We start from the raw sequence: 1,715 nt of genomic DNA, 5'->3' as shown, positions 1-1,715 counted from the left end.
CCTAAATTAAAAAAGTAAATTCTACTTTGCCCGCTCCGAGTAGCATTTAGTCTCGGAAAAGTAGCGTTTAGTCTTTCATACGCACATTGATAATCGCATAGGTTTTGTTGTATCCTTCTTCCGTTCCCGGCAGCGGTAAAGGAGGCCAGACATGTCAAATATAATACCGGGAAATCACAAACACCTTTCTCTTGAAGACAGAACGTACATCGAAGAAAGCCTGAATGAAGGAAAGTCCTTCCGGGACATTGCAAAATACCTCTGCAAGGATCCTTCCACTATCTCCAGAGAAGTCTGGAAACACCGCACCGTCAATTCCTGGAACCGCGGAAGTTTCAACAATCCGTACAACTTCTGCATCCACAGATTCACCTGCAGAAAGACAAACGCCTGCAACAAGCTCTTCATCTGTGACACCAGATGCAGGTCCTGTCATCGCTGCAACAACGTCTGCAGTGATTTTGAGAGGGAACACTGCCAGAGGATCGAAAAGGCGCCTTTTGTCTGCAACGGCTGCCCACAGGCAAGGAACAAGTGTACGATCCAGACAAAGTACGACTACAACGCCAAAGCCGCACACAGGCACTATGAAGAGTTTCTCTCTTCTTCACGGGAAGGCATCAGTCTTTCCAAAAAGGAGCTCCATCAGCTGGATTCCGTGGTCCGTCCCCTCATTGATCAGGGGCAGTCACCTTACATGATCCTTACCAACCATCCGGAACTCGGCATCTCTGTCACCACACTTTACAGCTACATCGATCAGGGGTTCCTTCTTTCCAGAAACATTGACTTAAAGAGAAAGGTCAAGTTCAAGAAACGCAAATGCCACAAAGAACAGATCACGGACAGGACCGTCTTCATCGGAAGAACATATGAGGAGTTTAAAACCGCTCATTGTGATGAGATGGATTTTTGGGAAATGGATACCGTAAAGTCAGGACAGGGTTCCAACAAATGCATCCTTACGATCTATTTTCCTCAGTATGAACTCCTGATCGGCAGGCTCATGAACCGCTGTACGAAAGGGGCTGTTTCGCTGGAATTCAACCGGATCCAGAAAGCCTTGGGAAATGCCACGGAATTCCTTTTCCTTTTTCCTGTGATCCTTACCGACAGAGGTGGTGAATTCGGTGATCCTGAAAGCCTTGAAACCGACAAAAGCGGTGAATGCAGAACGAAGATCTACTACTGTGATCCCATGCGCAGCAGCCAGAAAGGCGGCATCGAGAACGTCCATACGATGCTTCGCATGATCATTCCGAAGGGGACCGTCCTGGAAGGTTACACGCAATGGGATATCCGCAGAGCCGTTGATCACGTCAACAACGCTCCGAGAAAAGAGCTTGACGGGCGTACGCCCTTTCAGATGGCCTTAAAGGATCTGGGACCGGAGGTGCTGGAAAAACTGCAGCTCCGGTACGTTGCGCCAGACGAGGTCACTCTGTCACCGAAGCTGCTTAAATAACCCATCAACAAAAACCGCTGCCGGACTAACAAACTATACGTAAATGTATGCGGCCTGTAGATTTTAGTCCCGGACACGGACCTTCCAGAGGCCTGTTTGCCATATCCGAAAAACAGTTTTTTTGTTGACATGACAGTAGTTTACCACAGAATCAGGCCAAATGGTGACTGTAAAATTCAACTATCTATGCGATTTTCAAGGTACATGTAGACTTTACTTTTGAATACTGCGTTTAGTATTTAAATTCACG

The 1,715-nt window shown here is 47.2% G+C and carries 1 protein-coding gene; it reads left to right on the top strand.

Going from position 1 to position 1,715, the window contains the following annotated elements; translation table 11 throughout:
• Positions 1-151 precede the first annotated feature (151 nt).
• Positions 152-1,465 carry an IS30 family transposase gene (locus tag MJZ26_15060; protein ID MCQ2107096.1) on the top strand — a complete coding sequence of 438 codons (1,314 nt, stop codon included), beginning with the start codon at positions 152-154 and terminating at the stop codon, positions 1,463-1,465.
• The last annotated feature ends 250 nt before the right edge of the window (positions 1,466-1,715 follow it).

This window comes from Fibrobacter sp. (genome assembly GCA_024398965.1).
Lineage (GTDB): Bacteria > Fibrobacterota > Fibrobacteria > Fibrobacterales > Fibrobacteraceae > Fibrobacter.
This window is presented reverse-complemented; position numbering and strand designations above follow the sequence as displayed.

What these genes read in the sequence shown, in the direction of transcription:
- MJZ26_15060 (MCQ2107096.1), top strand. Translation starts at nt 152, where the DNA reads ATGTCAAATATAATACCGGGAAATCACAAACACCTTTCTCTTGAAGAC.